This window comes from Pseudomonas sp. MWU347, from assembly GCF_017947305.1.
Taxonomy (GTDB): Bacteria; Pseudomonadota; Gammaproteobacteria; order Pseudomonadales; family Pseudomonadaceae; genus Aquipseudomonas; species Aquipseudomonas putida_A.
Window position 1 is genome coordinate 1 of sequence record NZ_JAFGZB010000002.1, and the last position, 25,629, is coordinate 25,629.

The window sequence follows — 25,629 nt, forward strand, 5'->3', positions numbered from 1 at the left end:
AAGCCGCTGCCGAAAACTGCGTAACTCGTTGAATCTCAAGGAGTTTTCCGTTTCGACTGCGCCGGAAGTGGGGCGAATTATAGACCTCCAGAATCTGCCGTCAACCGCTTTTTTCACATTTCTGTCATATCGGTCAAAAAAACCCGAAAACACGAAGGCCGACCTCTAGAGGTCGGCCTTCGTCATGCCCTGCTACTTACAAGCTAGGGAAAGCGAACTGCGAAGCCTCATGGCTCGCACGCTGCGGCCAGCGCTGGGTGATGGCCTTGCGACGGGTATAGAAGCGCACACCATCCGGGCCATAGGCATGCAGGTCGCCGAACAGCGAGCGCTTCCAGCCGCCGAAGCTGTGGTAAGCCACCGGAACCGGCAGCGGTACGTTGACGCCGACCATGCCGACTTCGATCTCGTCGCAGAACAGACGCGCCGCTTCACCGTCACGGGTAAAGATGCAGGTGCCGTTACCGTATTCGTGATCGTTGATCAGCTTCATCGCCTCTTCCAGGCTGTTGACGCGAACCACGCACAACACCGGCCCGAAGATCTCTTCCTTATAGATGCGCATTTCAGGGGTAACGTTGTCGAACAGGCAGCCGCCGAGGAAGAAGCCCTCTTCGTTACCTGGAATGCTCAAGCCGCGACCATCGACCACCAAGGTCGCGCCCGCTGCCACACCGTCATCAACATAACCACTGACCTTGTCCCGCGCCTGACCGGTCACCAGTGGCCCCATGTCCAGACCACACGAAGTGCCGGCACCGATTTTCAGCGCCTTGATCTGTGGAACCAGTTTCGCCACCAGCGCATCCGCTACCTGATCGCCGACACACACTGCGACCGAAATCGCCATGCAGCGCTCACCGCAAGAACCATAGGCCGCGCCCATCAGCGCGCTGACCGCGTTGTCCAGATCCGCATCCGGCATCAGCACCGCATGGTTCTTCGCGCCGCCCAGTGCCTGAACGCGTTTGCCGCGCTTGGTACCTTCGGCATAGATGTATTCGGCAATCGGCGTCGAACCAACAAAGCTCAGCGCTTTGACTTCCGGCGCTTCAATCAGCGCGTCCACTGCAGTCTTGTCGCCATGCACCACGCTCAACACACCTTTCGGCAGACCGGCTTCGATCAGCAGTTGGGCGATCAGCAGCGTCGAGCTTGGGTCACGCTCGGACGGTTTGAGGATAAAGCAGTTGCCGCAGACGATCGCCAGTGGGTACATCCACAGCGGGACCATCGCCGGGAAGTTGAACGGTGTGATGCCTGCAACCACACCCAGTGGCTGGAAGTCCGACCAAGCGTCGATGTTCGGGCCGACGTTGCGGCTGTATTCGCCCTTGAGGATTTCCGGGGCGGCGCAGGCGAACTCGACGTTCTCGATACCGCGCTTCAGTTCACCGGCGGCGTCTTCGAGGGTCTTGCCGTGTTCTTCGCTGATCAATTGCGAGATACGCGCTTCGTTCTGCTCCAGCAGTTGCTTGAAGCGGAACATCACCTGGGCACGTTTGGCCGGAGGGGTGTTGCGCCATGCCGGGAACGCAGCCTTGGCGGCGTCGATCGCGTGTTGAATGGTTTCGCGGGTGGCCAGCGGCAGCTTGTGGATCGCCTGACCGGTGGACGGGTTGAACACATCAACCGCGCGACCGTTCTCGGTCACCAGTTCGCCATTGATCAAATGCGGGATAACGCTCATCGAAAACTCCTGAATTCTTGTGTACAGACGCCCGCATGGGGCGCCTGTTATTCGCAGGTATATATAGAGGGAAAAATCAGTCGAGCTTGTTCAGCACTTCGCCAACCGCGTCGAACAGACGATCGAGGTCTTGCGGCTTGCTGTTGAAAGTTGGGCCGAACTGCAGGGTGTCGCCGCCGAAGCGTACGTAGAACCCGGCTTTCCATAGGGCCATGCCGGCTTCGAATGGACGCACGATGGCGTCGCCGTCACGGGCCGCAATCTGGATCGCACCGGCCAGGCCGTAGTTACGGATGTCGATGACGTTCTTCGAACCTTTCAGACCGTGCAGGGCATTTTCGAAATGCGGTGCAACCTCGGCCACGCTCTGCACCAGGTTTTCCTTTTGCAGCAGGTCGAGTGCCGCCAGGCCAGCGGCGCACGCCACCGGGTGGGCCGAGTAGGTGTAGCCGTGGGGGAATTCCACCGCGTATTCCGGAGTCGGCTGATTCATGAAGGTCTGGTAGATCTCGGAGCTGGCAATCACTGCGCCCATCGGAATCGCGCCGTTGGTGACTTGCTTGGCGATGCACATCAGGTCCGGGGTCACGCCAAAGCTCTCGGCGCCGAACATCGAGCCGGTGCGGCCGAAACCGGTAATCACTTCGTCGAAGACCAGCAGGATGTTGTGCTGATCGCAGATCTCGCGCAGACGCTTCAGGTAACCCTGAGGCGGAACCAGTACGCCAGCGGAACCGGCCATCGGTTCAACGAAGACCGCCGCGATGTTCGACGCGTCGTGCAGTTCGATCAACTTCAGCAGCTCATCGGCCAGGGCGATACCGCCCTGCTCCGGCATGCCACGGGAGAATGCGTTGCTGGCCAGCAGCGTGTGCGGCAGGTGATCGACATCCATCATCGCCTGACCGAACAGCTTACGGTTGCCGTTGACGCCGCCAAGGCTGGTGCCGGCGATGTTCACACCGTGGTAGCCACGGGCACGGCCGATCATTTTGGTCTTGGTTGACTGACCTTTCAGACGCCAGTAGGCACGAACCATCTTCACCGCAGTGTCGGCGCACTCGGAACCGGAGTCGGTGAAGAACACGTGGTTCAGGTTGCCCGGGGTCAGGTCAGTGATCTTTTCCGCCAACTGGAACGACAGCGGATGGCCGTACTGGAAGCCTGGCGAGTAATCGAGGGTGCCCAGTTGTTTGGATACCGCTTCCTGGATTTCCTTGCGGGTGTGCCCGGCGCCGCAGGTCCACAGACCGGACAGCGAATCGTAGATCTTGCGGCCCTTGTCATCGAACAGCCAGCTGCCTTCGGCACCCACGATCAGACGCGGGTCGCGCTGGAAGTTGCGGTTGGCGGTGTACGGCATCCAATGCGCGTCCAGCTTCAGTTGGCTGGCCAGTGGCGACGGCGCGTTTTCAGGCATGTTCATCGGGCAAAACCTCGCAGGGCATAAGCATCAGGGAGATAAAAAGCGTTGTTGCAGCTAAATTGCCACGCGGATAAAGTCGGTGAAATCCAACTTTTCTAACCTTCAGTTAGAAGCCTGCTAAACAATGAGAACAACAGCATGAGCAGTCGCCGCCCCGATCCGCTGGCCCAGGTCAGTGACTTTGATATTCGCCTGCTGCGGATTTTCCGCAGCGTGGTGGAGTGCGGCGGCTTCTCGGCGGCGGAAACCGTGCTCGGCATCGGGCGCTCGGCGATCAGCCAGCAGATGAGCGATCTCGAACAGCGCCTCGGCCTGCGTTTGTGCCAACGCGGCCGCGCCGGGTTCTCGCTGACCGAAGAGGGCCGCGAGGTTTATCAGTCAGCGCTGCAACTGTTAAGTGCGCTGGAAAGTTTCCGTACCGAGGTCAATGGCCTGCATCAGCACCTGCGTGGCGAGTTGATCATCGGCCTGACCGACAACCTCGTCACCCTGCCCCACATGCGCATCACCCATGCCCTCGCCCAGCTGAAGGAGCGCGGGCCGGACGTGCAGATCCAGATTCGCATGATCGCTCCCAACGAAGTCGAACAAGGCGTGCTCGACGGTCGCCTGCATGTCGGCGTGGTGCCGCAGGCCAGCGCACTGTCGGGGCTGGAATATCAGCCGTTGTACAGCGAACGCTCACTGCTTTATTGCGCGGTGGGTCATCCACTGTTTTATGTGGATGACAAGCAGCTGGATGACGAGCGCCTTAATAGCCAGGATGCGATTGCCCCGACCTTTCGTTTGCCGGCGGAGATTCAGGCGCATTACCAGGCGCTCAATTGCACCGCCAGTGCGTCCGACCGTGAGGGCATGGCGTTTCTGATTCTGACCGGGCGTTATATCGGTTATCTGCCGGATCATTACGCCAGCCTGTGGGTGCAGCAAGGTCGCTTGCGTGCGCTGAAATCGACGACACGTTTTTATGATTTGAGTCTGGCATCGGTCACGCGCAAGGGGCGGCGCCCTCATTTGGTGCTGGAGAGCTTTCTGGAGAGTCTGGCGGCGACGCGTTGAAAAATCCTGCAAGGCCCGACAGATCGGGTTTTCAACCACAAAATCACTGAAGAACCTGAGTAAGTGGACAGCTTTTTGCAAAGCAGGATCAACCCCGATCCTTCAACAAGAAGCCTTAAGCCATGCAGCCAGATTCTGAACCGTCCAGCGACCTGATCTACGGCCTCGACGACCGCCCAAAACCACCCGCCGCAATCCTCGCCGCCCTGCAACACGTGCTCGCCAGTTTCGTCGGCATCATCACCCCACCGCTGGTGATCGGCTCGGCCCTCGGCCTGACCGCACACTTGCCGTACCTGATCAGCATGGCGCTGATGGTTTCCGGGGTCGGCACCTTTATTCAAGCGCGGCGGCCGTTCGGCATCGGCGCCGGGATGATCTGTTTGCAGGGCACCAGTTTCGCCTTCCTCGGCGCGGTGCTGTCGGCCGGGTTTCTGGTCAAGCAGCGTGGCGGCAGCCCGGAAGACATTCTGGCGATGATCTTCGGCGTATGCTTTTTCGGCGCCGTGGTGCAGATCGTCCTCAGCCGTTTCATCGGTCAATTACGCCGGGTTGTTACGCCGCTGGTGACCGGGATTGTTATTACTCTGATCGGCGTCAGTCTGATCAAGGTCGGCATCACCGATCTGGGCGGTGGATTCAATGCGCCGGACTTCGGCGCGCCGGGCAATCTGGCGCTGGGGGTGTTCGTGTTGCTGACGATCATCCTGCTCAACCGCTCGAACACGCCGTGGGTGCGGCTGTCGGCCATCATTATCGGACTGCTGCTCGGCAGTCTGGCCGCGTGGTTCAGCGGGAAACTGGTTCCGCAGGCATTGCCTGACTTGCCCTTGGTCAGTCTTCCCACACCGTTCAAGTTCGGTTTCAGCTTCGACTGGACCGCTTTCCTGCCCGTCGCGCTGATTTATCTGATCAGCACCATCGAAACCGTCGGCGACCTCACGGCCAATTGCATGCTCGCCCGCCAGCCAATCAGCGGCCCTTCCTATATAAGTCGTTTGCGTGGCGGCGTACTCGGTGACGGCGTGAGCTGCATGATCGCCGCCACCTTCAGCGCCTTCCCCAACACCACGTTTGCGCAGAACAACGGCGTGATCCAGTTGACCGGCGTCGCCAGCCGCTATGTCGGGCTGTACATCGGCGCGATCCTGTTTTGTCTCGGCCTGTTCCCCATGATCGGCGCAGTGCTGCAGCAGATCCCGAAACCGGTGCTTGGCGGCGCCACGTTGGTGATGTTCGGCAGCGTGGCAGCGGCCGGGGTGCGGATCCTCGCGCAGTCGCCGCTGGACCGACGCAGCATGCTGATCATCGCCACCTCGCTCGGCGTCGGCCTGGGCATTGCCGCGCAACCGAACCTGTTGCACCTGTTACCGAAACTGGTGCAAAACCTGTTCGATTCGGCGATCACCAGCGGTGGCCTGACCGCGATCATCCTGTGCCTGTTGCTGCCGGAGGCGAAAACCACCCGCGTCGAATCCGCCGCAGCGCTGAACAAGATCGAACAGGCGTAACGGTTTTATTGCATCAGGACTTGTCGGATGCCTGTGGGTGCGTTATCAACGCAACTGGTTGCACCCACAGACAAACCGGAAGTGCCTATGACCTTTGAAGTCCCTGCTCACGGCGGCAAACCCGCCAGCCGCATTCGTCAGAAGAACGAAGAGACCATCCTCAAAGCCGCCGAAGACGAGTTCGCCCGTCACGGTTACAAAGGCACCAGCATGAACACCATCGCGCAGAATGCCGGGTTGCCCAAGGCGAATCTGCATTACTACTTCACCAACAAGCTTGGGTTGTACGTGGCGGTGCTGAGCAACATCATCGAGCTGTGGGACAGCACCTTCAACACCCTGACCGCCGAGGATGATCCGGCCGAAGCGCTGACCCGCTACATTCGCGCCAAGATGGAATTCTCCCGCCGTCAGCCGCAGGCCTCGCGGATCTTTGCGATGGAAGTGATCAGTGGCGGCGAATGCCTGACCGAGTATTTCAACCAGGATTACCGCGCCTGGTTCCAGGACCGCGCAGCCGTGTTCCAGGCCTGGATCGATGCCGGCAAGATGGACCCGGTGGATCCGGTGCACCTGATTTTCCTGCTGTGGGGCAGCACCCAGCATTACGCCGACTTCGCCACGCAGATCTGCCGCGTCAGCGGTCGCAGCAAGCTGACCAAGCAGGACATGGAAGACGCCGGCAACAACCTGATCCGCATCATTCTCAAAGGCTGCGGCCTCACCCCGACTATTTAAGACGTTTATGCCTTTCACCCTCAGCGGTTTTTGCGAGTACCGCGAAGAGATTCGCAAAAGCCGCTTCATCACCGTCGCCGCGCCGATCGGCAGCCCCGCCGACGCGCAGGCGTTCTTCGAACAACACAGCGACTTGAATGCCTCGCACAACTGCTGGGCGTGGAAACTCGGTGCGCAATACCGCAGCAACGACGACGGCGAACCCGGCGGCACCGCCGGACGGCCGATTCTGGCGGCCATCGAAGCGCAGGATTGCGATCAGGTCGCGGTGCTGGTGATCCGCTGGTATGGCGGCATTCAACTGGGTACTGGCGGTTTGGCCCGAGCCTATGGCGGCGGCGCGAACAAGTGCCTGCAAGCGGCGGCAAAAGTCGAGTTGATCAGCCGTGTGCCGCTCAGTTGTGCCTGCGGCTTTGCCGAGTTGGCGTTGGTGAAGCTGCGGGTGGCGGACCTGGGTGGGTTGGTCGTCGAAGAAAACTTCACTGCCAATGGTGTTGAGTTGCAGTTGGCAGTGGGTGAGGCGCAGATCGAGTTGTTGCAAACGCAACTGGCGGATTTGAGCCGTGGGCGGATTGTGCTGCAGCGTTAGAAGAGTAAAAGATCACAGCCTTCGGCAGCTCCTGCACAGGACTTAGTGTTTCCCAGTAAGAGCCGCCGAAGGCTGCGATCTTTTAGGGCATCGACGGATTTCTTTATTCCAGCAACTTGCCCACATCTGCTGTGCACCCGACTGTGGATAACCTGAGCACATATGGCTGTAACCCTTCTGTCACGTGGCTTTGCGCGATTTGCTCACTTTTCGTCCACTGCGCATGAAAAAAGATAAATCCCACGTAAAAACAGATAGTTAGCGCTTTTTATCACCATTGGGAGATAGCATCCCAGCGCTTATGCCAAGGATTTCCAATTGCGCACAAATACTGTGGAACAACCTGTGGATAAGCCGTTCATGGCTGGCGCAGTCGCAGGTTCTGTATAGCTTCGACCCGGCTGCTCGTTTTTTAACCAGTTCGTCACGGTGCAAAAGTGGAGCCGGATCAACAGCTTTGCGCTGAATTGGTGCCGGCTCCTCCTGCGTTTTTCAGCGCGACGCTCTGCCGCCGGCACGCGGCAACAGTTACGGCGGGCGTTCCTGACTCAATGGCCAGGAAATTGCTTTATCCACAGGCACAACTCCAAGTCAGTCGAGCCTGTCATGCCAAGCCCAGATTCAACGCCGCGCCTGCAACTGCGCCAGATCAGCAAACGCTACCCCGGTTGTCTGGCCAATGACGCCATCGACCTGAGCATCGCGCCGGGAGAAATCCACGCACTGCTCGGTGAGAACGGCGCGGGTAAAAGCACGCTGATGAAGATCATCTATGGCGTCACCCAGGCCGATATCGGCGAAATGCTCTGGCAGGGCCAGCGGGTGAATATCCGCAACCCGGCGCAGGCCCGGCAGTTGGGGATCGGCATGGTGTTTCAGCATTTCTCGCTGTTCGAAACCCTCAGCGTCGCGCAGAACATCGCTCTGGCCATGGGCGCCAAAGCCGGCACGCCGAAACAACTGGAGCCAAAGATTCGCCAAGTGTCGCGCCGCTACGGCATGGCGCTGGAGCCGGAGCGACTTGTCCACAGCCTGTCGATCGGCGAGCGGCAACGGGTGGAGATCATTCGCTGCCTGATGCAGGACATTCGCCTGCTGATCCTCGACGAGCCGACGTCGGTGCTGACGCCACAAGAGGCCGACGAACTGTTCATCACCCTGCGCCGCCTCGCCGCCGAGGGCTGCAGCATTCTGTTTATCAGCCACAAGCTCGCGGAAGTGCGCGCCCTGTGCCATAGCGCCACGGTCTTGCGCGGCGGGCGGGTCGCCGGGCATTGCCAGCCGGCCGAATGCTCGGATCAGCAATTGGCGCAGATGATGGTCGGCGAAGCGGCGGCGTTGATCGGCGAATATCCGAAGGTCAGTGGCGGCGCGGACTTTCTACAGGTCAACGGCTTGAGCTGGCACAACCCCGATCCCTTCGGCTGCTCGTTGAGCGACATCAACCTGCAAGTGCGCGGCGGCGAAATCGTCGGTATCGCCGGGGTCGCGGGCAATGGCCAGGATGAGTTGCTGGCGCTGCTCAGCGGTGAACAAACCCTGCCCCGCGACGGCGCGACAACCATTTGTTTCGCCGGGCAAGCGGTCGCCGATTTGCGTCCGGATGCGCGGCGCCAACTCGGTCTGGCGTTCGTCCCGGCAGAACGCCTGGGCCACGGTGCGGTGCCGGAACTGAGCCTTGCCGACAACGCCTTGCTCACGGCCTTTCAACAGGGGCTGGTGAGCAACGGTTTGATCGAGCGCAGTAAAGTCGAAGCCCTCGCCCAACAGATCATTCAGCGCTTCGGGGTGAAAACCGCGGGCACTCACGCGGCCGCGCGCAGCCTGTCCGGCGGCAATCTGCAGAAATTCATTCTCGGCCGGGAAATCCTCCAGCAACCGAAACTGCTGATCGCGGCGCACCCGACCTGGGGCGTGGACGTTGGCGCAGCGGCGACCATTCACCGCGCGCTGATTGCCCTGCGCTATGCCGGCGCGGCGATCCTGGTGATCTCCGAAGACCTCGACGAACTGTTCCAGATCAGCGACCGCCTCGGCGCCCTGTGCGCCGGGCGTCTGTCGCCGCTGCAGAACACCACCGACACCCTGCTGAGCGATGTCGGCAGCTGGATGGCCGGGCACATCAACCCCACGCATTCATCGGCCACGGCCTGACGGAGTTTTCCCAACATGCTGCTTTCCCTCGAACCCCGTGGCCAACAATCGCGCCTGATGTTGTGGTGCTCGCCGTTGCTGGCAGCACTGCTGACCCTCGGTTGCGGCTCGCTGTTGTTCATCGCTCTGGGACATGACCCGCTGCAAACCTTGCACACGTTGTTGATCGCACCGGTCAGCGATCTGTATGGCGTCTCCGAACTGCTGGTCAAGGCGCTGCCGATTCTGCTTTGTGCACTCGGTCTGGCGGTGGCTTATCAAGCGCGAATCTGGAACATCGGCGCCGAAGGCCAATTGCTCCTCGGCGCACTCGCCGGCAGTGCCTTGGCGGTGAACATCATCGACCTGCAAAGCCGTTGGGCGCTGGTGCTGATTCTGCTCACCGGCACTTTCGCCGGGGCCGCTTGGGCCGGGCTGACGGCATGGCTGCGCACGCGCTTCAACGCCAACGAAATCCTCACCAGCATCATGCTCAATTACATCGCGCTGAACCTGTTGCTGTTCTGCGTGCACGGGCCGCTGAAGGATCCGGCCGGCTACAACTTTCCCGAGTCGGCGATGTTCGGCGACGCCAGTCGCCTGCCGCTGCTGATGGAGGATGGCCGGGTGCACGCCGGGGTGTATTTCGCTTTGCTCGCACTGGTTGCGGTGTGGGTGTTGTTGCAGAAAAGCTTTGTCGGTTTCCAGATCAAAGTGCTAGGTCTGGATAAACGTGCCGCAGGTTTTGTCGGCTTTCGCGAGAAGCATCTGATCTGGCTCGCGCTGTTGATCAGCGGTGGTTTGGCCGGGCTGGCCGGGGTTTGCGAAGTGACCGGGCCGATCGGGCAATTGGTGCCGCAAGTCTCGCCGGGCTATGGCTATGCAGCAATCACCGTGGCGTTTCTCGGACGGTTGAACCCGATCGGGATTCTGTTCTCAAGCCTGTTGATGGCGCTGCTGTACATCGGCGGCGAGAGCGCGCAGATGACCCTGAATCTGCCGCAAGCGATCACCCAACTATTCCAGGGAATGATGCTGTTTTTCCTGCTGGCCTGCGACGTGCTGATTCTCTATCGGCCACGCCTGAAACTGCGCTGGGCACGGCGCACGTCGACCACCGCCGTAACCGCCGGAGCGCTGTGATGGATATCGATCTGCTGAGCAATATTTTCTACGCCATGGTGCGCTGCGGCACGCCGCTGTTGTTGGTGGCGCTGGGTGAGTTGATCTGCGAGAAGAGCGGCGTGCTCAATCTCGGCCAGGAAGGAATGATGCTGTTTGGCGCGGTGATCGGTTTTATCGTCGCCCTCAACAGCGGCAACCTGTGGCTCGGCGTGTTGCTGGCGATGCTCGCGGGGATGCTCTTGTCTTCGCTGTTTGCCCTGGTGGCGCTGGTGTTCAACGCCAATCAGGTGGCGACCGGGCTGGCGCTGACGATCTTCGGTGTGGGCCTGTCGACCTTTGTCGGCGCGGCGTGGGTCGGCAAGCCGTTGGCCGGATTCGAGCCGTTGGCGATTCCGTACTTGAGTGAGATTCCGCTGATCGGGCGCATGCTGTTTGCTCAGGACTTGCTGGTGTACCTGTCGTTCGCGCTGTTTGCGCTGGTGGCTTGGGTGATCATCAAAAGCCGTGTCGGGCTGATCATTCAGGCCGTTGGTGAGAACCCGGACGCGGCCAGTGCGATGGGCCTGCCGGTGCTGACCGTGCGCACGCTGGCGGTGCTGTTCGGCGGGGCGATGGCCGGTTTGGCCGGGGCGTATCTGTCGCTGGCGTACACGCCGATGTGGGCCGAGAACATGACCGCCGGACGCGGCTGGATTGCCCTGGCGCTGGTGGTGTTTGCCAGTTGGCGGGTGTGGCGCTTGTTGCTCGGGGCTTATCTGTTTGGCCTCGCCAGCATCCTGCATCTGGTGGCGCAGGGCTTGGGGCTGGCGATTCCGTCGAGTCTGCTGGCGATGCTGCCGTATGTGGCGACGATTGTGGTGTTGGTGCTGTTGTCACGGGATGCCGTTCGTACCCGGTTGTATGCGCCGGTGTCGTTGGGGCAGCCGTGGCAGGCCGGGCATTAGGGTGGTGATGCCACGGGCCTCATCGCTGGCAAGCCAGCTCCCACAGTGTCCATGTTGTGTACATGATTTGCGAACACCGCTGAGCGGCCTGCGAATTCGAGAAGCAACCACGCTAGAGCCTGGAGTATGCTTCGGGATCAACAGCTCTTTTGAGACCCGGCTCGATGTGTTGCGACGAGTACTGCAACTACGGCTGGGTCAGGCGTGTCCATTGAATCCGTGAACCGTAATCTTCAAGGAACCGAGTCATGTCCCAGGCAAAAAACGCACTGATCATCGGCGCCTCCCGTGGCTTGGGCCTCGGGTTGGTGAAAACCCTGCTGGCCGATGGCTGGCAAGTGACCGCCACCGTGCGCAATCCGCAAAAGGCCGAGGCGCTGCAAGCGCTGGGCAAGGTGCGGATCGAGAAACTCGACATGGACGACCAGCAAGCGGTGATTGCCCTGAGCCAGCAGCTCAAGGGCGAGACCTTCGACCTGCTGTTCGTCAACGCCGGGGTCAAAGGCCCTGAAGTGCAAACCCCGGGTGGCGCGACACTGGCCGAAGTCGGGCAACTGTTTTTCACCAACGCCGTGGCGCCGATCAACCTGGCGCAACGCTTCGTCGGGCAGATCCGCGACGGCAGCGGCGTGCTGGCGTTCATGAGTTCCGGCCTGGGCAGCGTCACCGTACCCGACGCCCCGGAGCTGGCGCTGTACAAGGCCAGCAAGGCCGCGCTGAACTCGATGACCAACAGTTTTGTCACCCAGTTGGGCGAGCAGAAACTTACCGTGCTGTCGCTGCACCCGGGCTGGGTGAAGACGGATATGGGTGGTGAAGGTGCTGACCTGGATGTAGAGACCAGCACCCGTGGGCTGATTGATCAGGTGAATGCGTATACCGGCAAGGGCGGGCATCACTTCATCAACTACAAGGGTGAAACCATTCCCTGGTAAGCACCACAGATCTTCCCTGTAGGAGTGAGCCTGCTCGCGATCGCAGTGTGTCCGTCACCGATGATATTGAATGAAAGACCGCTATCGCGAGCAGGCTCACTCCTACAAGGGGATGGCGGTGTCCTGTCGGGTTGGGCTTGCCCGATCCGGCGATTTGTTTGAAACTCCGCACCTCGTCCATCGCGGCGACCCTGGATCAGCAGACAGGGCAACACTGAGCTGGCAACCCTGAACCCAACTTTCAGAGGAGCCGGCCACAATGCCTGCGACCCGTACCTGGTTAAAAAATCCCCTCGCCATTTTCACGGCCAACGCGCTCGATGCCCGTGGCGGTCTGGTGCTGCAAGACGGCGTGATCGTCGAAGTGCTGGCAGCCGGTCAGCAACCGTCCGCGCCGTGCAACGAAGTGTTCGATGCCCGCGAGCATGTGATCCTGCCGGGCCTGATCAACACCCACCATCACTTCTATCAAACCCTGACTCGCGCCTGGGCGCCGGTGGTCAATCAGCCGCTGTTCCCGTGGCTGAAAACCCTGTACCCGGTGTGGGCACGGCTGACCCCGGAAAAACTCGCCCTCGCGACGAAAGTGGCTTTGGCTGAACTGCTGCTGTCAGGTTGCACCACCGCCGCCGACCACCATTACCTGTTCCCGGACGGTCTGGAAAACGCCATCGACGTGCAAGTCGACACCGTGCGTGAACTGGGCATGCGCGCCATGCTCACTCGCGGCTCGATGAGCCTCGGCGAGAAGGACGGCGGCCTGCCGCCGCAACAGACCGTGCAGGAAGGTCAGGTGATTCTCGACGACAGCCAGCGCCTGATTCACGAGTACCACGAGCGCGGCGATGGTGCGCAGATCCAGATCGCTCTGGCGCCTTGCTCGCCCTTTTCGGTGACCCCGGAAATCATGTCGGCCAGCGCCGAACTGGCGAATAAACTCGACGTGCGCCTGCACACGCACTTGGCGGAAACCCTCGACGAAGAGGATTTCTGCCTGCAACGTTTCGGCCTGCGCACCGTGGATTATCTGGACAGCGTCGGCTGGCTCGGCCCGCGCACCTGGCTGGCCCATGGCATCCACTTCAACCCGGATGAAATCGCTCGCCTCGGCCAGGCCGGCACCGGTATCTGCCATTGCCCGAGTTCGAACATGCGTCTGGCCTCCGGCATCTGCCCGAGCATCGATCTGACCGATGCCGGTGCGCTGTTCGGTCTCGGCGTGGATGGTTCGGCCTCGAACGACGCGTCGAACATGATTCTAGAAGCGCGTCAGGCGTTGTACATCCAGCGCCTGCGTTACGGCGCGGAGAAGATCACCCCGGAACGCGTGCTCGGCTGGGCAACCAAAGGCTCGGCGAGCCTGTTGGGGCGTACCGACATTGGCGAGCTGGCGGTGGGCAAGCAGGCGGATCTGGCGTTGTTCAAGCTCGATGAGCTGCGTTTCTCGGGCAGCCATGATCCGATTTCGGCGCTGCTGTTGTGCGGTGCCGATCGTGCGGATCGGGTGATGATTGGCGGCAAGTGGCGCGTGGTGGACGGCCAGGTTGAAGGGCTGGATCTGAAGGGTCTGATCGCCGATCACAGCCAGGCGGCTCGCCAGTTGATCGCCGGCACCTGATCCGATCACCAATCCCTGTGGGAGCGAGCTTGCTCGCGAAGGCGTCGTGTCAGTCAGTACTTGAGTTGACTGATACTCCGCTTTCGCGAGCAAGCTCGCTCCCACAGTTGTTTTGCGTCGGGTTCAGAGACCGAGCAGCGACAGCATTATAAACGTCGCAAACAGCACAAAGTGAGTCATGCCTTCGATGGCATTGGTCTCGCCGTCATTCAGGTTGATCGCACTGACAATCAGCGTGATGAAGATCATCACCGTCTGCACCGGGGTCATCGCCATTTGAAACGGCTGACCGGTGTACAGCGCCATCGCTTCCATCACCGGCACGGTGAGGATCACCGTCGACAGTGACGCGCCCATCGCAATGTTCACCACCGATTGCATGCGGTTGGCCAACGCGGCACGCAACGCCGTCAGAATCTCCGGCGCCGCGGAAATCGCCGCCACCAGAATCGCCGTGATCACCGGCGGTGCACCGGTACCTTCCAGGCCCAGATCGAGGGTCTTGGACATCACTTCGGCCAGTGCGCCGATCACCACCACGCCGAACACCAGAATGCCGATCGACCAGGTCAGGCTCAGCGGTTTCGGTTCATCTTCCACCGGCTCTTTCTTGCGGCGTTTATCCGGGTAGCTGTAGCTGAAAAAGTAACTGTGCGGCCCGACCTGCATGCGTAGGAACAGCGCGTAAAGCACCACCATCGCACCGATGGTGAACGCTGAATAAATCTTCCAGTTGGCCGCCGGAATAAACTCCGGCACCACCATCGATACGCCCATGGCGGTGAGGATCATCACGCTGTAGCTGCGTGCCGAATCATCGTTGTACGACTGCTCGCCGTGCTTGAGCCCGCCCATCAACGCGGCCAGGCCGAGGATGCCGTTGATGTCGAGCATCACCGCCGAATAGATCGTGTCCCGCACCAGCGTGGCGGACGCCTCGTTGCTCATCATGATCGCCAGGATCACCACTTCCACCAGCACCGCAGCGAGGGTCAGGATCATCGTGCCGTAGGGGTCGCCGACTTTTTCTGCGAGCAGTTCGGCATGATGGGCGACGCGCATCGAGGCGGCGACGATGAAGGCGATCAGCACCAGACCGCAGATCAGCGCGACGATCTGGCCGCTGTGGAGCATCCAGTGTTCCAGCGGATAGGCGATGCACGCGGCAATCACCGCCAGCAGCAGAAAGCTTTCTTGCTTGAGGATCGTGAGCATGGCGGGCCTTTTTGCCGAGAGATTCGAATGAGCTAATGACTGCGGCGCGACGCTAACGTTTCGTTACACCTTAGCGCACCAACCGATTGCAGCGGGTTTCAGGCATGCACTTTTATCGTTCCTGCCGGCCTCTTCGCGAGCAAGCCCGCTCCCACAGGGAATCGCATTCCAATGTGGGAGCGGGCTTGCTCGCGAAGGCCGCGCCTCGGTTTCGGATTGTTTGTTGTCCTGTTGGTCAGCAATTTGCATTGCCCCTGACCACACACAACAAAATGGAGCTCCAATTCATGCAAATACGTCCGCTGCACAAACTGCTGTGCGCCGCCATCGGTCTGGGGATCAGCCTGAGCGCCAGCGCTGCCGATCCGCTGAAGGTCGGTTTCGTCTACATCGGCCCGATCGGCGACCACGGCTGGACGTATCAGCATGAACAGGGGCGCAAGGCACTGGCGGAGAAATTCGGCGCGCAGATCAGCACCAATTACGTCGAGAACGTGGCCGAGGGCGCCGACGCCGAGCGGGTAATCCGCAACATGGCCAAGGACAACTACGACCTGATCTTCACCACCTCCTTCGGCTACATGAACCCGACGCTGAAAGTCGCCAAACAGTTTCCCAAGGTCACCTTCGAACACGCCACCGGCTACAAGCAGGACAAGAACCTCGGCACCTATCTGGCGCGCACCTACGAGGGTCGTTACGTCGGCGGCTTCCTCGCGGCGAAGATGACCAAGAGCAAGAAAGTCGGTTACGTCGCCTCGTTCCCGATTCCGGAAGTGATCCGCGATATCAACGCCATCCAGCTGGCGCTGAACAAGTACAACCCCGGCACCGAGATCAAAGTGGTGTGGGTCAACTCGTGGTTTGACCCGGGCAAGGAAGCCGACGCCGCCAACGCCCTGATCGATCAGGGTGTGGACGTAGTGTTCCAGCACACCGACAGCCCGGCGCCGATTCAGGCCGCCGAACGGCGTGGCGTGTACGCCGTGGGTTACGCCTCGGACATGGCGCACTTCGGCCCGAAAGCGGTGCTGACTTCGATCGTCAACGACTGGGCACCGCACTACATTCAGGCCACGCAAAGCGTGATCGACCACAGCTGGAAATCCCAGGACTACTGGGGCGGGCTGAAGGAAGGCACGGTTGAACTGCCGATCAGCGATCTGGTACCGGCACCAGTGAAAGCCGAGGCCGAGCAGATCATTGCCGACATCAAGAGCGGTAAGTTGCAACCGTTCACCGGGCCGATCAAGGATCAGGCCGGCGTGGAGAAAATCCCTGCTGGGGTGAGCGCAACCAATGCCGAATTGGCGTCGATGAACTATTACGTGGAAGGGATGAAGGCCGAGATGCCGAAGTAATTCCGGCCCCACCACCATTCCCCTGTGGGAGCGGGCTTGCTCGCGAAAGCGGTGTATCAGCCAACGCATGTATCGACTGACACGGCCCCTTCGCGAGCAAGCCCGCTCCCACATTTGGATCTTCAGTGTTCTCAAGGATTGTGTATGGATCAGCTCCCGATCATCGACATCAGCCCGCTCTATAACGACGACCAAAACGCCTGGCCCGCCGTCGCCGCACAGATCGACCAGGCCTGCCGCGAATGGGGCTTTTTCTACATCAAGGGCCACCCGATTTCCGCACAGCGCATCGACTCGCTGCTCGACCACGCCCAGCGTTTTTTTGCGCAACCGACCGAAGAAAAACTCAGGATCGACATCACCCAGACCCGCCATCATCGCGGCTACGGCGCCATCGCCACCGAACAGCTCGACCCGGACAAACCCAGCGACCTCAAGGAAACCTTCGACATGGGCCTGCACTTGCCGGCGGATCATCCCGAGGTGCTCGCGGAAAAACCGCTGCGCGGGCCGAATCGTCATCCGGCACAAGCAGGCTGGGAAGCGCTGATGGAGCAGCACTACCTCGACATGCAGGCCCTCGCGCAAACCCTGCTGGGGGCGATGACGATTGCGCTGGGGATCGAACGCGACTTCTTCGATTCGCGCTTCGTTGAGCCGGTCAGCGTACTGCGGATGATCCACTACCCACCACGCCACACCGCCAGCAGCGCCGAACAGCAAGGCGCCGGAGCGCACACCGATTACGGCTGCATCACCCTGCTCTACCAGGACAGCGCCGGCGGCCTGCAAGTGAAGAACATCAACGGTGAATGGATCGACGCGCCACCGATTGACGGCACCTTCGTGGTCAACCTCGGCGACATGATGGCGCGCTGGAGCAACGACCGTTATCGCTCGACGCCGCACCGGGTCATCAGTCCGCTGGGAGTGGATCGCTATTCGATGCCGTTCTTCGCCGAGCCGCACCCGGACACCCGTATCGAATGCCTGCCCGGTTGCCAGGACGCACAGCATCCGGCGAAATATCCGACCACCACCTGCGCCGAATTCCTGCTGTCGCGCTTCGCCGATACCTACGCCTATCGGCGCGAGCCGCAAGCGGTGTGATGGATCGCTTGGTCAGGTTTTGCCAATTGTTTCGGCGCGCATCTGTAGAATGGCCGCCATCTGCACCTGATGAGAAAAGAATATGTACGATTGGCTCAACGCCCTGCCCAAGGCCGAACTGCACCTGCATCTGGAAGGCTCGCTGGAGCCTGAGTTGCTGTTCGCCCTGGCCGAACGCAACAAGATCGCCCTGCCGTGGAGCGATGTCGAAACCCTGCGCAAGGCCTACGCCTTCAACAACCTGCAGGAATTCCTCGACCTGTATTACCAGGGCGCCGACGTGCTGCGCACCTCGCAGGACTTCTACGACCTGACCTGGGCCTACCTGCTGCGCTGCAAAGCGCAGAACGTGATTCACACCGAACCGTTCTTCGACCCGCAGACCCACACCGACCGGGGCATCCCGTTCGAAGTGGTGCTCAACGGCATCGCCGCGGCACTCAAGGATGGCGAGCAGCAACTGGGCATCACCAGCGGTTTGATCCTGAGCTTCCTGCGCCACCTGAGCGAAGACGAAGCACAGAAAACCCTCGATCAGGCGCTGCCGTTCCGTGATGCGTTTGTCGCCGTCGGTCTCGACAGCTCCGAGATGGGTCACCCGCCAAGCAAGTTCCAGCGTGTGTTCGACCGCGCCCGCCACGAGGGTTTCCTGACCGTCGCCCACGCCGGTGAAGAAGGCCCGCCGGAGTACATCTGGGAAGCCATCGACCTGCTGAAGATCCAGCGTATCGACCATGGCGTACGCGCCATCGAAGACGAGCGCCTGATGCAGCGGATCATCGACGAGCAGATCCCGTTGACTGTGTGCCCGCTGTCGAACACCAAGCTCTGCGTGTTCGATCACATGTCGCAGCACAACATCCTCGACATGCTAGAGCGTGGGGTGAAGGTCACCGTCAACTCCGATGACCCGGCGTACTTCGGCGGCTACGTCACCGAGAACTTCCATGCGCTGCATGAACACCTGGGCATGACCCAGGATCAGGCCAAGCGCCTGGCGCAGAACAGCCTGGATGCGCGTCTGGTAAAACCGTAAGTACAAAGCAAATCCCCTGTGGGAGCGGGCTTGCTCGCGAAAGCGGTGTGTCAGTCGACATATTGGTTGAATGACACACCGCCTTCGCGAGCAAGCCCGCTCCCACAGGGTGCTGTGTTCAACCAGCGATCTCTGCTTCAGTCAGCTCTTCCAGCGTCTTGCCCCGCGTCTCCATCCCGAACAGCCACACCACCCCCGCCGCAATCGCAAAGCACAGCGCGCCCAGCGCAAACACCCCGCCCTGCCCGGTAATCGGGAACACCAGCCCGGTCACCAGCGGCCCGAGCAACGAGCCGACACGGCCAATCGCCGAGGCAAAGCCCGAGCCTGTGGCCCGCGCCGAAGTCGGGTACAACTCCGGCGTATAGGTGTAGAGCACCGCCCACATGCCGAACAGGAAAAACTGCATCAGCAGCCCCGAGCTGATCAGCAACGCGACGTTGCCGCCGAACACCGCACTCTGCCCGTAGAGAAACGCCATCACTCCGCCGCCGAGCAACGTCACGATGCACACCGGTTTGCGCCCCCAGCGTTCCACCAGCCACGCCGCCATCAGAAACCCGGGAATCCCGCCCAGCGATATCAGCACGGTGTAATACACCGACTGGGTCACGGCGAAACCCGACTGTTGCAACAACGCACTGATCCACGATGTCAGCCCGTAGAAACCGAGCAAAGCGAAAAACCACAGGCTCCAGATCATCGTGGTGCGCTGGCGATATTGCGGCGACCAGATCTGCTTGAGCGCCGAGAAGAAGTTGCCCGGCGGCGTCACTGTTCTTGGCAGGCGCACCGGCTCCGGCAGCGTCGCCCCCCCGAGCGACGTGCGCACGCGCGCCTCTATTGCGCTCAGGACCTTGTCCGCCGCCTCATGGCGTCCGGCTTGCTCCAGCCAGCGCGGTGATTCGGGGATAAAGAAACGGATCGCCAGCACAAACACCGCCGGCACCGCCAACACCAGGAAGATATCGCGCCAGCCAATCAACGGCAGCAGAAAGTACGACAGCACCCCGGCGGCAACGAAACCCAGCGGCCAGAAACCGTCCATCAATGCAATGTAGCGCCCGCGCCGCTGCGCCGGGATCAACTCCGAAAGCATCGACTGTGCAATCGGAAACTCCATGCCCATGCCGATCCCCAGCAGGATCCGGAACAGCGTCAGGCTCTCGACCGTTTGCGCGGTCGAACACAGATAACTGGCCACGCCCCACAACACGATGCTCCACTGAAACACCGGTTTGCGCCCGAAGCGGTCGGCGAGCATGCCCGACAGGGACGCCCCCAGCACCATGCCGAAAAAGCTCGAACTGGCGAGCAGGCCAGCCTGTGCACTGCTCAAGCCGAACTCGGTTTTGATCGAGCCGAGCAGGAACGTCATCATGGCCAGGTCCATGGAGTCGAAAAAGAACGCCAGGGCAATGATGATGAAAATGACCCGGTGATAACCGCTGAGCGGCAGCCGTTCCAGGCGTTCTGCCGCGCTGAAGTTTCGCGTATCCATGCCCATCCCCTCCGCAATGTGTGCGGATCGAGTGTGCGCGATAACGCCTCAGCGCTTTTTCTGGATACGACCTGTTCGCAGTCACAGGCGACGCCAGCGTCGAAGAGTCGGCCGGCGAACGCTCTATTACGCCAATTCCAGCTCGGTTTCCTTGGCGAACCGCTGGATTTCCCGCTGCCCGGCCGGGGTCACTTGCAAGGCTCGGGAGTCCTTGGGCAGCACCAGCCAGCCGGACTGCATGAACAGTTGCAGCACCGCCGCGCCGAGTGAACCGCCCAGGTGCGGGCGACGCTCGCTCCAGTCCGGACAGGCGCACGCCACCTGAGCCTTGCGATGAGCGAGGGCCTGGATGAACACACCGCGGTTGGCCAGTTGCGTCGAGCCTTTGAGGGTCACCACGACCCGCTGCTCGATCTGTTCGAGCCAGCCGGCATCGAGCAGACGCTGATACAGATCGGCGGCCAGCGTGCCACCCAAATGATCATCGCAAAAGCGCGCACGCAGCAGTGAAGACGGCGCAGTCCGGGGATTGGCGCTCGGTGCCGAGCGTTTGAATACGTGAGGAATTTCCCGCGGTGCGCTGGCGATCGTGGCACTGGCCAGCGCTTCGATGGCCGCCGCGATCTCCGGGGCTGCCAGACGGAAAAAGCGCTTGCGCCCACGGACCTCGACTTTCAACAGGCCCCCGGCGGACAAACGCCCCAGATGCGCACTGGCCGAAGATGGCGACAACCCTGCCAGCAGCGCCAGCTCTTCGGTCTGGCGTGCCGAGCCATCCATCAACGCCCACATCATCGCACTGCGCTTGGGGTCGGCCAGCAGCGTGGCGATCTGGCTGATGCAAGGTGCATGTTCCATGTATTCACTCCCTGTTGAATCGTATCGTCTACTGCTCGAAGACATCTTGACCAGTAATGGGTCATCGGCCAAGACGGGTAAAACGCCATGAACCGGAGCAAGCCAGGCCGGTGCTGCGGCACCCGTCAATGGAGTGTCCGCGGCGTTTGTGCAGCGCTCGCCCGGCTCTGAAAAACCGGCCGGATTCAGTCCTGACCGGTTATCGGTGCAGGTTTGAGGCGGTCGCTAGTATAAGCGGGATGCACGCTGCTTCCTGCGCCGTGGCTGACACGAATGGTGATAGTTCCTGAGTGAAATTTCGCTAATTGCCTGCGACTAATGATCAACTTTCGGGAAATGGGGAAATTGACTACTCAATTCGGCGCATCGGCTGGCGAGCATTTCCCTCAAAAGGTTCACCGGCTTACTCAATTGTGCGCGATGGGCGCACAACAGATTCAGCGGAGCACGCTCACAGAGCAGCTCTGGCAGCAACACTTTGAGGCGCCCGGCGAGCACATCCGCGCCGACATCGAGCCACGATTTGTAGGCGATGCCCGCCCCCGCCACCGCCCACAACCGGACGACGTCGGCGTCATCACTGAAGCGATCGCCACTGACCGTCAGGCCGACTTCACGTTTGCCGTCATGAAAACTCCAATGGTCGTGCACGCGGCTGCCGAGCATGTACAGCAGGCAATTGTGCTGCGCCAGTTGTTCGAGCTGACGCGGTTCGCCGTGGCGCGCCAGGTACGCCGGCGATGCGCAGAGCACGCGGCGATTGTCCGGAGCGATGGGCAGGGCCACCAGGCTCGAATCCTCGGGTTCGCCATAACGCAGGGCGATGTCCACCGGCTGGCGGAACAGGTCGGCGATCCGGTCACCGAGCAGCAGGCGCACGGTCAGCTTCGGATGCTCGCGCTGAAACTCGTCGAGCCATGGCAACAACAGGTTGCGCCCGAAATCCGAAGGCGCCGACAACTGCAGGATGCCGCTGACCTGATCCTGCGCGCTGGAGAGAAATCGCCGGCCTTCGTCAAGCGAACTCAACGCGGCCCGCGCGTATTCGAGGAAGCCTTCGCCCTCGGCGGTCAGACGCAGGCTGCGGGTCGAGCGCGCCAGCAAACGCACGCCTAGTTGCTGTTCGATGCGTTTGAGCGCGGCGCTGGCCACTGCCGCGGACATGTCCATCACCCGCGCCGCTGCCGACAGACTGCCCAGATCCGCCGCGCGAACGAACAACTGCAAATCGTCGAAACGCAGCATTCTCAGCCTCGATTATCAAAAAAATATTGAAAGAGACTGCTCTTTTAGCCGGTTTTATCGCGCCGAGAAATAGCCAATGATGGGTTCAAGCGAATTTATCCCGCGACTGGAGCCAAACATGTCCCAAGCATTCACCGCCATCGCCACCCTGATCGCCAAACCCGGCCAGCAGGACACCCTCGAAAACGCCCTGCGCGCACTGGTTGAGCCGAGCCGCGCCGAGGAAGGCTGCAGCCAGTACGACCTGCATCGCGACCTCGCCGATCCGCTGACCTTTTATGTGATCGAACACTGGGCCAGCGAGGAAATCCTTTCGGCGCACAACGCCAGCGCGCATTTTCAGAACTTCCAGGCCGCCGCCGGCCACTGCATCGATCACTTCCAATTGAAACGTCTGGGCGCCATCGCCTGAGCCCTTCTTCTATTACCGTTACGGAGCAAGTCATGAAAGCCATTGCCTATTACGCCTCCCTGCCGATCAGCGACGAAAAATCCCTGCAAGACATCGAACTGCCGGAGCCGGTCGCCGGCCCGCGCGACCTGCTGGTGGAAGTCAAAGCCATCTCGGTCAACCCGGTCGACACCAAAGTGCGGCAGAACGTGGCGCCGGAAAACGGCGCGGCAAAAGTACTGGGCTGGGACGTCGCCGGTGTGGTCAAGGCCGTCGGCAGTGAAGTGACGCTGTTCAAGGCCGGCGACAAAGTGTTTTACGCCGGCTCCATCGCCCGTGCCGGTGGCAACAGCGAGCTGCACGTGGTCGATGAGCGCATTGTTGGCCACATGCCCAAATCCCTCGGTTTTGCCGAAGCCGCCGCGCTGCCGCTGACCGCGATCACCGCGTGGGAACTGCTGTTCGAACGCCTGCAGATCCTTGAGGGCAAGACCGAAGAAGGTCAAAGCCTGCTGATCGTCGGCGCCGCTGGCGGCGTCGGTTCGATCCTCACCCAACTGGCCAGCCAGTTGACCGGCCTGAAGGTCATCGGCACCGCGTCCCGTGCACAGACTCGCGACTGGGTGACCGAGCTGGGTGCCGACCTGGTGATCGACCACAGCCAGCCGTTGAGCGAGGAACTGAAACGCGCCGGCATCGATCACGTGACCCACGTCGCCAGCCTGACCCAGACCGATCTGCACCTGGAGCAACTGGTCGAGGCGTTGGCCCCGCAAGGCAAACTCGCGCTGATCGACGATCCGAAGTCGCTGGACGTGAGCCAGCTCAAGCGCAAGAGCCTGTCGCTGCACTGGGAATTCATGTACACCCGCTCGCTGTTCGAAACACCGGACATGATCGAGCAACACAAACTGCTCAACCGCGTGGCCGAGCTGATTGATGCGGGGACGTTGAAGACCACCGTCGGCGAGCATTTCGGCACGATCAACGCGGCGAACCTGCGCCGGGCGCATGAGCTGCTGGAAAGCGGCAAGGCCAAGGGCAAAATTGTTTTAGAAAGTTTCTGAAAACCCGGACGTCGTAATCAGCGCCAGTCCTTTCAAGGGCTGGCGCTATTTTTTGCCGTCAGTCAGATGCTTGATCGTTGTCACAAATCCGATCGTATTCAGGTCTACACTCGAAGCCTCTGCGATGCATCTTTTACACAAGGGAGGTCAGTAATGAAGATCCTGATAAAAGAAGTGGCAAAGTCCCAATGGCAGGTTCGCCTGGACCAGCACGCCGTGACCTTTCGCAGTGAAGCCGAGGCGCTCGCCTTCACCCGCACCCTCGAAGCGCGCCTGCACGCGCCCCATCGGATTCCCGACCCCGGACAGCAACGCGCCGTCGGCTGAGGCAGTCAGGCTTCGGCCTGTGCTTGCGCCAACGCCCGGGCATTCTGCAAATGCCGGGTGTACATCGCGACGCTCACCACCAGCAACCCGCACAGGCTGATGACCATGGCCATCGGCATGGCGCTGCCATCGTGCAGAACGCCCACCAGTGAAGCCGCGCCGGAAGCCACGCTGAACTGCAGGCAGCCCATCAGTGCCGACGCACTACCGGCACGCGCACCCTGGCCGTTCATTGCACACGCCGCTGCGTTGGGCAGGATGCAGCCGAGGCTGGCGATACACACGAACAACGGGATCAACAGCGGCCACAACGCTTCGGTGTGCAGCGAGCTGACCGCGAGCAAAGAAACCCCGGCCAACAGATACACCCACACCGCCCGTGCCAGCAGGAATGCCGGACCGCGCTTGGCCAACAGCCGCGCATTGACCTGGGCCACCAGAATGAACCCCGCCGCATTGGTGCCGAACAGCCAGCCGAAGTGCTCGGCGGGTACGCCGTACAGTTTGATGAAGACGAACGGCGAACCGGCGATATAGGAAAACATCCCGGCGACTGCGATCCCACCGGTCAGGGCGTGCCCGAGAAACACCCGGTCGCCGAACAACCGACCGTATTGGCGCAACGCACCGGACAGTGGCTGGCGCGGCACGTAATCCGGCAGACTTTCCGGCAGCCCCAACGCCACAGCGAGGCCGGCCAGTGCGCTGAAGCCGGTCAGTGCGAGGAAGATCGACTGCCAGCCCGTGGTGTTGACCAGCAGACCGCCGAGCAACGGCGCGAGAATCGGCGCCAACCCCATCACCAGCATCAGTTGCGAAAAGACTTTGGCCGAACCGACCGCATCGCACTTGTCGCTCACCACCGCTCGTGAAATTACCATCCCCGCGCAGCCGCCCAGCGCCTGAACGAAACGCGCGCCGATCAGCCATTCCAGATTCGGTGCATAAGCACAGGCCAGCGAGGCCAGGGTGAACAGGCCGACACCGACCAACAGCGGCAGGCGCCGACCAAACCGGTCGGCCACCGGCCCATACAGCAACTGCCCGATCGACAGACCCGCGAAATAGGCCGCCAGGGTCAGTTGCACATGCTTTTCATCAGTGCCAAAGGCCAGCGCCATCGACGGGAACGCCGGCAAATAGAAGTCGATCGCCAGCGGACCGAAGGCGCTCAGGGCACCGAGAATCAGAATGGTACGGAAGTTCATCAGGCATCCAGGTGGGATAGAAGTCGGCAGCCCGACAGTCTAGCCGCGCTGAGACACCTTGAACATTCCGATAGCTCGCTAACTATTAGAAATCAGATGACCTACACCTGAAACCTGTGGCGAGGGAGCTTGCTCCCGCTGAACTGCGCAGCAGGCCCAGTGTTTTTCAATTGAAAAAAAGGGCCGCTTCGCGACCCGGCGGGAGCAAGCTCCCTCGCCACAGGGATTTATCGTTATCCGGCGAGTTTTACCGGGTAGCCCTCTTCGCTGATCACCTCGATCACCTGCTCGGCACTCAGCGAACTCTCGACACCAACTTCTTTAGCCGCCAGATCGACCCGCACGCTGGCCGCCGGATCCTTCGCCTGCACGGCGTTGGTGATGGCTTTGACACAGTGGCCGCAGGACATGCCTTGAACGTTGAACACTTGCATGGATGGACTCCTTTGAGTGAGGTTGCCCGCAGTGTCGAGCTTGCCACCATGGCAAGGTCAAGTTCTGCAGAAAACTGCCGGGCTGGCAATCGGCGTCGCGCTCAGCCA

Annotated in this window: 23 protein-coding genes and 1 pseudogene; 16 read left to right on the forward strand and 8 right to left on the reverse strand. The window is 61.1% G+C overall.

From position 1 onward, the window contains the following. Window positions 1–196 precede the first annotated feature (196 nt). Together KCG87_RS03685 and KCG87_RS03690 are read right to left on the reverse strand one after the other, a co-directional pair. Window positions 197–1,690, reverse strand: coding sequence for a CoA-acylating methylmalonate-semialdehyde dehydrogenase (locus KCG87_RS03685; protein WP_027613649.1), 1,494 nt, complete (start codon window positions 1,688–1,690; stop codon window positions 197–199). Between the two features lie 76 nt (window positions 1,691–1,766). Next, window positions 1,767–3,116, reverse strand: a complete 1,350-nt coding sequence (locus KCG87_RS03690; protein ID WP_003221395.1) for an aspartate aminotransferase family protein — start codon at window positions 3,114–3,116, stop codon at window positions 1,767–1,769. A gap of 138 nt (window positions 3,117–3,254) precedes the next feature. Here KCG87_RS03690 and KCG87_RS03695 point away from each other — a divergent pair, with 138 nt between their 5' ends. The 10 genes and pseudogenes from KCG87_RS03695 to KCG87_RS27415 form a co-directional block, all read left to right on the forward strand. Beyond that, entirely contained in the window at window positions 3,255–4,175 is a 921-nt protein-coding gene (locus KCG87_RS03695; protein WP_007968115.1) for a LysR family transcriptional regulator, read from the forward strand. Between the two features lie 122 nt (window positions 4,176–4,297). Next, complete coding sequence (locus KCG87_RS03700; protein WP_210556598.1) at window positions 4,298–5,686, forward strand: nucleobase:cation symporter-2 family protein; 1,389 nt, start codon at window positions 4,298–4,300, stop codon at window positions 5,684–5,686. An 87-nt stretch (window positions 5,687–5,773) separates the two neighbouring features. Continuing rightward, on the forward strand, window positions 5,774–6,424 hold the full coding sequence (locus KCG87_RS03705) for a TetR/AcrR family transcriptional regulator (RefSeq protein WP_098967084.1): 651 nt from the start codon (window positions 5,774–5,776) through the stop codon (window positions 6,422–6,424). 7 nt (window positions 6,425–6,431) lie between these two features. Next, on the forward strand, window positions 6,432–7,013 hold the full coding sequence (locus KCG87_RS03710; RefSeq protein WP_210556599.1) for a YigZ family protein: 582 nt from the start codon (window positions 6,432–6,434) through the stop codon (window positions 7,011–7,013). A 606-nt stretch (window positions 7,014–7,619) separates the two neighbouring features. Next, window positions 7,620–9,167: an ABC transporter ATP-binding protein gene (locus tag KCG87_RS03715; protein WP_210556600.1), complete on the forward strand. Its 1,548-nt coding sequence runs from the start codon at window positions 7,620–7,622 to the stop codon at window positions 9,165–9,167. Between the two features lie 15 nt (window positions 9,168–9,182). Then, window positions 9,183–10,289 carry an ABC transporter permease gene (locus KCG87_RS03720; RefSeq protein ID WP_135294900.1) on the forward strand — a complete coding sequence of 369 codons (1,107 nt, stop codon included), beginning with the start codon at window positions 9,183–9,185 and terminating at the stop codon, window positions 10,287–10,289. Then, complete coding sequence (locus KCG87_RS03725) at window positions 10,289–11,215, forward strand: ABC transporter permease (RefSeq protein ID WP_003221385.1); 927 nt, start codon at window positions 10,289–10,291, stop codon at window positions 11,213–11,215. The genes KCG87_RS03720 and KCG87_RS03725 overlap by 1 nt, the downstream gene beginning before the upstream one ends. 248 nt (window positions 11,216–11,463) lie before the next feature. Then, a complete protein-coding gene (locus KCG87_RS03730; protein WP_095138233.1) occupies window positions 11,464–12,150 on the forward strand; it encodes an SDR family oxidoreductase in 687 nt (228 codons plus the stop codon). Between the two features lie 259 nt (window positions 12,151–12,409). Next, complete coding sequence (locus KCG87_RS03735) at window positions 12,410–13,768, forward strand: 8-oxoguanine deaminase (protein WP_027613641.1); 1,359 nt, start codon at window positions 12,410–12,412, stop codon at window positions 13,766–13,768. Further along, window positions 13,765–13,878: pseudogene (locus tag KCG87_RS27415) on the forward strand (metal ABC transporter ATP-binding protein); the annotation flags it as partial. The gene KCG87_RS03735 and the pseudogene KCG87_RS27415, both read left to right, overlap by 4 nt. 13 nt (window positions 13,879–13,891) lie before the next feature. Here the strand turns inward: KCG87_RS27415 and KCG87_RS03740 are convergent. Beyond that, window positions 13,892–14,983, reverse strand: a complete 1,092-nt coding sequence (locus KCG87_RS03740) for a calcium:proton antiporter (protein WP_096794854.1) — start codon at window positions 14,981–14,983, stop codon at window positions 13,892–13,894. Between the two features lie 287 nt (window positions 14,984–15,270). Between KCG87_RS03740 and KCG87_RS03745 the strand changes: the two genes are divergently transcribed. The 3 genes from KCG87_RS03745 (at window position 15,271) to KCG87_RS03755 (ending at window position 18,490) form a co-directional block, all read left to right on the forward strand. Then, the gene (locus KCG87_RS03745; RefSeq protein WP_210556602.1) at window positions 15,271–16,344 is read left to right on the forward strand and encodes a BMP family ABC transporter substrate-binding protein; all 1,074 of its coding nucleotides are present in this window, start codon (window positions 15,271–15,273) and stop codon (window positions 16,342–16,344) included. Between the two features lie 144 nt (window positions 16,345–16,488). After that, the gene (locus KCG87_RS03750; RefSeq protein WP_210556604.1) at window positions 16,489–17,454 is read left to right on the forward strand and encodes a 2-oxoglutarate and iron-dependent oxygenase domain-containing protein; all 966 of its coding nucleotides are present in this window, start codon (window positions 16,489–16,491) and stop codon (window positions 17,452–17,454) included. A gap of 82 nt (window positions 17,455–17,536) precedes the next feature. Beyond that, window positions 17,537–18,490 (forward strand): adenosine deaminase, encoded by a 954-nt coding sequence (locus KCG87_RS03755; RefSeq protein ID WP_003221371.1) that lies wholly within the window; start codon window positions 17,537–17,539, stop codon window positions 18,488–18,490. A 118-nt stretch (window positions 18,491–18,608) separates the two neighbouring features. Here the strand turns inward: KCG87_RS03755 and KCG87_RS03760 are convergent, their stop codons facing one another. From KCG87_RS03760 to KCG87_RS03770, 3 genes are all read right to left on the reverse strand, one after another. Continuing rightward, window positions 18,609–19,991, reverse strand: a complete 1,383-nt coding sequence (locus tag KCG87_RS03760; RefSeq protein WP_210556606.1) for an MFS transporter — start codon at window positions 19,989–19,991, stop codon at window positions 18,609–18,611. Window positions 19,992–20,117: 126 nt separating this feature from the next. Continuing rightward, entirely contained in the window at window positions 20,118–20,849 is a 732-nt protein-coding gene (locus KCG87_RS03765) for a helix-turn-helix transcriptional regulator (RefSeq protein ID WP_097089938.1), read from the reverse strand. Between the two features lie 315 nt (window positions 20,850–21,164). Further along, window positions 21,165–22,094: a LysR family transcriptional regulator gene (locus KCG87_RS03770; RefSeq protein ID WP_007962958.1), complete on the reverse strand. Its 930-nt coding sequence runs from the start codon at window positions 22,092–22,094 to the stop codon at window positions 21,165–21,167. Between the two features lie 118 nt (window positions 22,095–22,212). Here KCG87_RS03770 and KCG87_RS03775 point away from each other — a divergent pair, with 118 nt between their 5' ends. The 3 genes from KCG87_RS03775 (at window position 22,213) to KCG87_RS03785 (ending at window position 23,879) form a co-directional block, all read left to right on the forward strand. Beyond that, window positions 22,213–22,506 (forward strand): putative quinol monooxygenase, encoded by a 294-nt coding sequence (locus tag KCG87_RS03775; protein WP_134785373.1) that lies wholly within the window; start codon window positions 22,213–22,215, stop codon window positions 22,504–22,506. Between the two features lie 32 nt (window positions 22,507–22,538). Further along, window positions 22,539–23,552 carry a zinc-binding alcohol dehydrogenase family protein gene (locus KCG87_RS03780; protein WP_210556608.1) on the forward strand — a complete coding sequence of 338 codons (1,014 nt, stop codon included), beginning with the start codon at window positions 22,539–22,541 and terminating at the stop codon, window positions 23,550–23,552. A 153-nt stretch (window positions 23,553–23,705) separates the two neighbouring features. Continuing rightward, entirely contained in the window at window positions 23,706–23,879 is a 174-nt protein-coding gene (locus tag KCG87_RS03785) for a hypothetical protein (protein WP_166496092.1), read from the forward strand. A gap of 5 nt (window positions 23,880–23,884) precedes the next feature. Here KCG87_RS03785 and KCG87_RS03790 read toward each other — a convergent pair whose 3' ends face one another. Both KCG87_RS03790 and KCG87_RS03795 read right to left on the reverse strand, forming a co-directional pair. Next, window positions 23,885–25,087, reverse strand: a complete 1,203-nt coding sequence (locus KCG87_RS03790; protein ID WP_183783570.1) for a multidrug effflux MFS transporter — start codon at window positions 25,085–25,087, stop codon at window positions 23,885–23,887. Between the two features lie 233 nt (window positions 25,088–25,320). Further along, complete coding sequence (locus KCG87_RS03795; RefSeq protein ID WP_096794848.1) at window positions 25,321–25,521, reverse strand: cation transporter; 201 nt, start codon at window positions 25,519–25,521, stop codon at window positions 25,321–25,323. Between the last annotated feature and the right edge of the window lie 108 nt (window positions 25,522–25,629).

Bases quoted from the DNA above. Each gene is read 5' to 3' on its own strand.
- KCG87_RS03745 (WP_210556602.1), top strand. From the start codon at position 15,271: ATGCAAATACGTCCGCTGCACAAACTGCTGTGCGCCGCCATCGGTCTG.
- KCG87_RS03685 (WP_027613649.1), bottom strand. From the start codon at position 1,690: ATGAGCGTTATCCCGCATTTGATCAATGGCGAACTGGTGACCGAGAAC.
- KCG87_RS03710 (WP_210556599.1), top strand. From the start codon at position 6,432: ATGCCTTTCACCCTCAGCGGTTTTTGCGAGTACCGCGAAGAGATTCGC.
- KCG87_RS03775 (WP_134785373.1), top strand. From the start codon at position 22,213: ATGTCCCAAGCATTCACCGCCATCGCCACCCTGATCGCCAAACCCGGC.
- KCG87_RS03765 (WP_097089938.1), bottom strand. From the start codon at position 20,849: ATGGAACATGCACCTTGCATCAGCCAGATCGCCACGCTGCTGGCCGAC.
- KCG87_RS03780 (WP_210556608.1), top strand. From the start codon at position 22,539: ATGAAAGCCATTGCCTATTACGCCTCCCTGCCGATCAGCGACGAAAAA.
- KCG87_RS03755 (WP_003221371.1), top strand. From the start codon at position 17,537: ATGTACGATTGGCTCAACGCCCTGCCCAAGGCCGAACTGCACCTGCAT.
- KCG87_RS03705 (WP_098967084.1), top strand. From the start codon at position 5,774: ATGACCTTTGAAGTCCCTGCTCACGGCGGCAAACCCGCCAGCCGCATT.
- KCG87_RS03695 (WP_007968115.1), top strand. From the start codon at position 3,255: ATGAGCAGTCGCCGCCCCGATCCGCTGGCCCAGGTCAGTGACTTTGAT.
- KCG87_RS03700 (WP_210556598.1), top strand. From the start codon at position 4,298: ATGCAGCCAGATTCTGAACCGTCCAGCGACCTGATCTACGGCCTCGAC.
- KCG87_RS03760 (WP_210556606.1), bottom strand. From the start codon at position 19,991: ATGGATACGCGAAACTTCAGCGCGGCAGAACGCCTGGAACGGCTGCCG.
- KCG87_RS03795 (WP_096794848.1), bottom strand. From the start codon at position 25,521: ATGCAAGTGTTCAACGTTCAAGGCATGTCCTGCGGCCACTGTGTCAAA.
- KCG87_RS03725 (WP_003221385.1), top strand. From the start codon at position 10,289: ATGGATATCGATCTGCTGAGCAATATTTTCTACGCCATGGTGCGCTGC.
- KCG87_RS03740 (WP_096794854.1), bottom strand. From the start codon at position 14,983: ATGCTCACGATCCTCAAGCAAGAAAGCTTTCTGCTGCTGGCGGTGATT.
- KCG87_RS03735 (WP_027613641.1), top strand. From the start codon at position 12,410: ATGCCTGCGACCCGTACCTGGTTAAAAAATCCCCTCGCCATTTTCACG.
- KCG87_RS03715 (WP_210556600.1), top strand. From the start codon at position 7,620: ATGCCAAGCCCAGATTCAACGCCGCGCCTGCAACTGCGCCAGATCAGC.
- KCG87_RS03770 (WP_007962958.1), bottom strand. From the start codon at position 22,094: ATGCTGCGTTTCGACGATTTGCAGTTGTTCGTTCGCGCGGCGGATCTG.
- KCG87_RS03730 (WP_095138233.1), top strand. From the start codon at position 11,464: ATGTCCCAGGCAAAAAACGCACTGATCATCGGCGCCTCCCGTGGCTTG.
- KCG87_RS03750 (WP_210556604.1), top strand. From the start codon at position 16,489: ATGGATCAGCTCCCGATCATCGACATCAGCCCGCTCTATAACGACGAC.
- KCG87_RS03720 (WP_135294900.1), top strand. From the start codon at position 9,183: ATGCTGCTTTCCCTCGAACCCCGTGGCCAACAATCGCGCCTGATGTTG.
- KCG87_RS03790 (WP_183783570.1), bottom strand. From the start codon at position 25,087: ATGAACTTCCGTACCATTCTGATTCTCGGTGCCCTGAGCGCCTTCGGT.
- KCG87_RS03785 (WP_166496092.1), top strand. From the start codon at position 23,706: ATGAAGATCCTGATAAAAGAAGTGGCAAAGTCCCAATGGCAGGTTCGC.
- KCG87_RS03690 (WP_003221395.1), bottom strand. From the start codon at position 3,116: ATGAACATGCCTGAAAACGCGCCGTCGCCACTGGCCAGCCAACTGAAG.